This is a genomic window from Clostridium sp. MCC328 (assembly GCF_018785465.1).
GTDB classification, from domain to species: Bacteria; Bacillota; Clostridia; order Lachnospirales; family Lachnospiraceae; genus Pilosibacter; species Pilosibacter fragilis.
On the sequence record NZ_WQPW01000019.1, the window covers coordinates 1 to 5,260 of the forward strand.

General features: G+C 35.8%; 3 protein-coding genes and 1 pseudogene. All 4 read right to left on the minus strand.

Annotated elements, in window-relative coordinates:
* Positions 1–87 (minus strand): annotated as a pseudogene (locus GPK83_RS04065) (peptidase S51); the annotation flags it as partial.
* A gap of 110 nt (positions 88–197) precedes the next feature.
* On the minus strand, positions 198–1,496 hold the full coding sequence (ltrA, locus tag GPK83_RS04070; RefSeq protein ID WP_215704077.1) for a group II intron reverse transcriptase/maturase: 1,299 nt from the start codon (positions 1,494–1,496) through the stop codon (positions 198–200).
* A gap of 1,290 nt (positions 1,497–2,786) precedes the next feature.
* Positions 2,787–4,694 (minus strand): P-loop NTPase fold protein, encoded by a 1,908-nt coding sequence (locus GPK83_RS04075; protein WP_215704078.1) that lies wholly within the window; start codon positions 4,692–4,694, stop codon positions 2,787–2,789.
* 149 nt (positions 4,695–4,843) lie between these two features.
* On the minus strand, positions 4,844–5,125 hold the full coding sequence (locus tag GPK83_RS04080; protein ID WP_252196232.1) for a hypothetical protein: 282 nt from the start codon (positions 5,123–5,125) through the stop codon (positions 4,844–4,846).
* Positions 5,126–5,260: the final 135 nt, after the last annotated feature.

The following is a 5,260-nucleotide window of genomic DNA, read 5'->3' on the forward strand; positions in this document are numbered from 1 at the left end:
TGGAATAAATGCGACTTTCTTATTTTCAATTTCTTCCTTTATCAGACTTCCTACACTTGAAAAGTGCGAACATAAAAATAATTTCATCAATATTCTCCTTTATAGTCGAGTAGACTTACACCTCACAATGTAAGCCCCTCACAGAACCGTACGTGCGGCTTTCCCGCATACGGCTCTTCATAATAATATTTGCAGTCTCAAAACAAGCTGACATAAATCTTTGGCATTGCCAATGGATAATATTTCAGCATTTCAATGAATCCTTCTCTTGTATAACTCTTTCTGTCACTTCGTCTATTCAGCACCTTAAACAGAAGTTCTCTCACTTGTTGTTTGTAGTTTGAAATCATTCTGCCATTAAAACTTATGCCATAGTACCTATAATGACCTATTAGTTTCAGATTTAGCATACCCATTAGTTTCTTTAGCGGTTGGTCTCTATTCGGATATAACCATACCTTGATGTCTCGAATTTTCTGTCTGAATTTCTTAGAGCTTGTCTTTGGCATTATATATGGCATGCCTTTGCGTGAACGCCCACAATAGAATGTGAATCCCAGAAAATCAAATGTTTGTAATCTGATACTCTCACCGCTCTTTTGCTTTGCCCTTGCAATATAAGCACCGCTTTGTAAGAGACGACTTTTACTATCTTCTAATTGCAAACCGAACTTCTCCATTCGTTCTTTAAGAAGCTTGTAGTAATTCTCTGCTTCCCATTTATATTGAAATCCTGCAACAAAATCATCTGCATATACAATTAGAAAGTTATCTCCCTTGCATTCTTTGGTAATAATAAACTTATACCATACTGTCAATACATTGTGCATATATATGTTTGCTAGGATTGGACTTATGATATTGCCTTGAGCTGAACCTTCTTCATTCACCATAAGTTCACCATTATCCAGCACTCCCACTTTAAGATACTTCTTGACAAGACCAATTATGTTGGGGTCTTTAATATAAAGTTTGAGAAACTTGATAATCCATTCATGCTTCATATGGTCGAAGAATCCTTTGATGTCAGCATCCACAATATAGCAGATTTTCGTGTTGTTTAATCTCTTATACAGTTCTTTTATTGCGTTATGACATCCTCGATTTGGTCTGAATCCGTACATGCAGTTCAGAAATCTCGGTTCATAGATAGCTTCTAATATCTTCTTTAATGCTAATTGGACTATTTTGTCCTCATAGCACGCAATTCCTAATGGTCGACGTTTTCCATTGCTTTTCGGGATATATACCCTAATTGATGGCTGTGGTTTGTATGATTTTCTTTTCAGTCTTTCTACCAAGTCATCTATGTTTTGCTCCAGATTTCTCCCGTACTCTTTCTTAGTAATCTCATCAACACCGACTGCTTTGTTTCCGTCTAATTCTTTGTGACATTGCAAAAGCATTTCTTTATTGATTAGATGATACAACGATGTGAACTCTGGTCTCGGCGAATTTGCCGATATTTCTGCTATTCTTTCTAATTTCGTTTCCATCAATACCTCCGTCCCTGAGTACGGTTGATGTGTCCTCAGAAAGACCCTTATTATGTAGCTCCCTTTCCTCCGTTGGCATTACCCAACTTCTTCAGTACTATGAAGCTATCCGACTGCCTACTGTTCTTTTGACATTCTCCTGTTTTGCAGTTGTTTGCCATACTTGCAATGGCAAGAAACAATAGGCTCTCCCCAGTTGACTGAATAATCACAATGTAAAACATAAAGTGCTCTTTGACCCCGCAGAAGCAAACCATTTCTCACCAATGCGAATTGATTTGTGTTGCTTTCCGTCGAAATTAGAACGTCAGCCTTCTAAATGTCAAAATTTCGAGGCTCAATCACACTCTCTATTTTCTCGCTGTCTACGCTTAGCAACTATCATTACTGACAGTCACCCAAGACTCGCTACTGGCGGTTGGTTAGACCTTACCAGACAGGCATTCCACCTGCTAGACTACTCGCCCTTATCTGGGCGCACAATTCCGATTTTGTATAACCTCTCTTAACATCTAATCCACTGCCTACAACCTCCCGAAATGGTCGAGTTGCCGGATTGGTTGTCATCCCTTTTCGTTTTCCAAAAATCATCCAAAATGCCTGACATCTAATCCACTGTCTCAAATCGTGACATCTAATCCGAGGTTACAACCTGACACACATTTTGCAGTAGATATGTTTCCATATAAGAAAACCGAGCTTTTTCAGAAGTCTGGCTTCAAATCCAAACCTCCGAAAAAGCCCGGAATCTATGTTTTTTAATTTGTCTTACGCCACGCTGGATGCGCTACGGAAGCAAAGCTTCCTACGCTTATCCGCGGCATTCGCCGCATACAGCCCATCGCATAATGGTGCCTTTGTGAGCAAGCTCCCACAGCACCTTATACTCGGTCTGTGCGTGGCTCATTGCTAACGCGTGACATCAAGACTACCGTCTCCACATGTGTCGATAGGGTAATTGAGATGCACTTTCCAGAGTTTTCACTGTACTCTGGGAGTGAAAAATGTTGCAATCCTCTCTGATGAGGCTACAAAAATTGACATAATGCACTCTCTTATGTTCCTGCATAGAAAAAGATTGCATTGTATTTTAGATGTAAGCCAAATCAGCTTACGATTGACTCTGCTCTTTCTCTATGATCCAATACTTTCAAGATTTCTTTCATATATTGTATCACAGATTATTTTGTTTTGGAAATCACTTTCCTCTCAAATGGGCAGAAGAAAACCTCCAAATCTGTTGTGGACTTGGAGGCATTATTCCAGCCATTCTTAAAAATTTAATACTTCTCATTCAGCTTGTAATAAATTTCCATTTAATTTTTCTATTATTTCGTTTAAGTATTTTATAAATTCCTCAGTATGCTTAACTGCAAATACCTTTTCATTTGTCTGTAAATTTTCTTTTTGTTCTTTCAGCAATTCTTGCAGTTTTCGGAAACCTACAAGACTCTCCTCCACTCTTATATCTGGCGATATAATATTTCCTTTCCACATTTTATTGAAATAATATGAAAACTGATGTTTATCGAAATTATTCCCTTTAGCATATGCTTCTGCAGTAATAATTGCCATTTCCACATCAAACACATTAAACCTCTTATTTTGGCATATAGTAAATGCCGTCATTGCATTTTCTTGCATTTCTTCAACATATAGTTTTTTATTATTACTAAACATTAATAAATTTCCCGTTTGGAACTCTTCTATGCTTTGATATGTTTTCCATTCTTCTTCTGTAAAATCTTCTTTATTATCTGCACCTATAATCGTATGAACTTGCTGCCCCTCTTTTCGTGAATCTAATAAATTGTTTATTACCTTATTAATCCCAATTCGAACTTTATTCCAATCTACCCTCACTGGTAACTTAAAATCATAATATCTTCCCCAACAATTATTCTGTATAAAATACACATATTCATCCAGACTAAGTTCTCCTGCATATGCCATTTGAACTACTTGTGGAAATCCTTCAATGATTACATCTTCTTCAATATCCATAATCCGATTGGTTCGAATAATATCAGTTGGTGTTTCCGCTTTTTTTCTCGATTGAATCATTCCTATTTCGTAATTAAGAGCATCAATATCCCATATGCCTCGAAGAATCCATTTTTTCACTGTTGCAAACATATATTTATTTTGAAAGAAGGGGTACAACTCCTGAACCTCATTATCCGAAAATAATGTTCCATAATGTCCTTCCTTCGCTATATCTGCTTTGTATGCAATTACATATGAAATAAAGCTATAAAACCATTTATCTATATCTTCAAATCCGTTTTTAATCAAAATTCCATACACTCGATAAAAATCTGTTATTGCACATTTAAGACTTCGTATGTTATGCGGTCTTTTATCCTTCTGAGATTCATTATAAGTATTTCTATCAGGTGCAAATAATTCTAATATTCCCTCTTCACATTCCTTCACAAAGTCCCTATATTTTTCATCTTGATATTTAGTTTTATCAACAATTGTATCTACAATGCTTGCATAATCAGGTATATACTGAACGGTTCGATGTATAATTTTTTCTTTAATTTCATCGTAAGATAATTCATCAATATCTTTTTGGGATTTGTACTTTATCTTTCCTGCTATTCTTTGGGGAGGATTGGTATCATCTTCATTCTTAACAGTATCTATTTCAACTTCTACTGGCACAGCAGTTATTTGCTTTGAACCTCTCATTTTTTCCTGATTCGCTATAATAATTGTATGAAATTTCTGGTTCTCACAATATTCATTAATCGCTCCAAGAATATCAACTGTCTCTAAACAACAACGTTCCAAATCATCAAAAACTAAAATTACAGGTTTCTCTTCTATCATATTTTTTATTTCCACAAAAGAGAACCAATCTGTAGTTGCTATTCCCCTAAACCACTCTGGTAAAAAGTCTAATTTACCTGCTATCTCTTTTCCCTTTTGAACCTTTTTTGCAACTGCATCCCAATTTTTTCCCTTATTATATTCACTAATCCATGCCTGTTTAACTGCCATATGTATTCCTTCAATACTTGCTATTCCAAATAGGGAAATACGAATTATATGTGCTTTGTTTTCCAATGCATCTTTCAAATCATTATCGATAAGATATGTTTTTCCACATCCCCATTCTCCAGTCAATAGTATAGCTCCGACTGGTTCAGGCTCTTCACAATAATATAACAACTCATCCAATGTTCTCATTTGAATTTTTCCTCTACATATAGTTTTTCAATTCTTCTAAATATCTTTTATGTTTCAATAAAATATTTTTTCTTAATTTTTCCAAACTATTAAACAGAAGCCTTCAAGTTATTAAACTCAAAGGCTTCTCATTTTCATCAAAAATTTTCTTATGCAAGCGCAGGTTCCTTCCCTGCAATAATCGCTTTCACTTCTTCTACGTTTTTATCTGTAGCCATAGCAATCTGCTCTACAGTAAAACCATTGTTATGCATATTAAGAATAATTTTTTCTTCTTTTCTTGCCTCTCCAATCGCAATACCATCTTCTTTTATTCCCTGACTCAAGTTACACATAACGCTCACATCCTTCCTGAAGTTCTCCTCAATAGGAATATCGTATTCATTTCCAATTATGTTTAGTTTTTCATCTATTGTAAGTTCCTTGGACAACAATGCTCCCAGCAGACGGTGCAGTTCATACGTCTCATCATGTTCCGGCAGATTCTGATATTGTCAATATTGGTTGACACATTTATCTCAAAGATATCATTTCCTATGCAGCCAGGCCCAGAGATTGGTAGTATC

Excerpts from the sequence above, each read along its gene's own strand:
- GPK83_RS04075 (WP_215704078.1), bottom strand. The coding sequence starts at position 4,694 with ATGAGAACATTGGATGAGTTGTTATATTATTGTGAAGAGCCTGAACCA.
- ltrA (WP_215704077.1), bottom strand. The coding sequence starts at position 1,496 with ATGGAAACGAAATTAGAAAGAATAGCAGAAATATCGGCAAATTCGCCG.